Raw genomic sequence first — 220 nt, forward strand, 5'->3', positions numbered from 1 at the left:
GGTCGTAGCCGTGCTGCTTCGCGTACCCTTCGATCAACGCGATGGCGTGGATCAGCCGCAACGCGCGATCGCGATTCGACATTGCCCGGTTGACGTTCGTCACCATGCGGCTGATGCGGAGCAACGCCTGACCCTTGTTGGCCGGGAGATCGTCGACAGGGGTCTTGAAGTTGAACGACGACGAGAGCGGAATGCTACCGAGGATGTCCCCGATGCGAAT

At 60.9% G+C, this 220-nt stretch carries 1 protein-coding gene; it reads right to left on the bottom strand.

The features are described 5' to 3' along the window. Positions 1-220: hypothetical protein (locus tag G5A07_RS21950; protein WP_191864040.1), on the bottom strand; the 220-nt coding region annotated here is incomplete at both ends.

The organism is Stenotrophomonas sp. AS012628 (assembly GCF_010608305.1).
Taxonomy (GTDB): domain Bacteria; phylum Pseudomonadota; class Gammaproteobacteria; order Xanthomonadales; family Xanthomonadaceae; genus Stenotrophomonas; species Stenotrophomonas geniculata.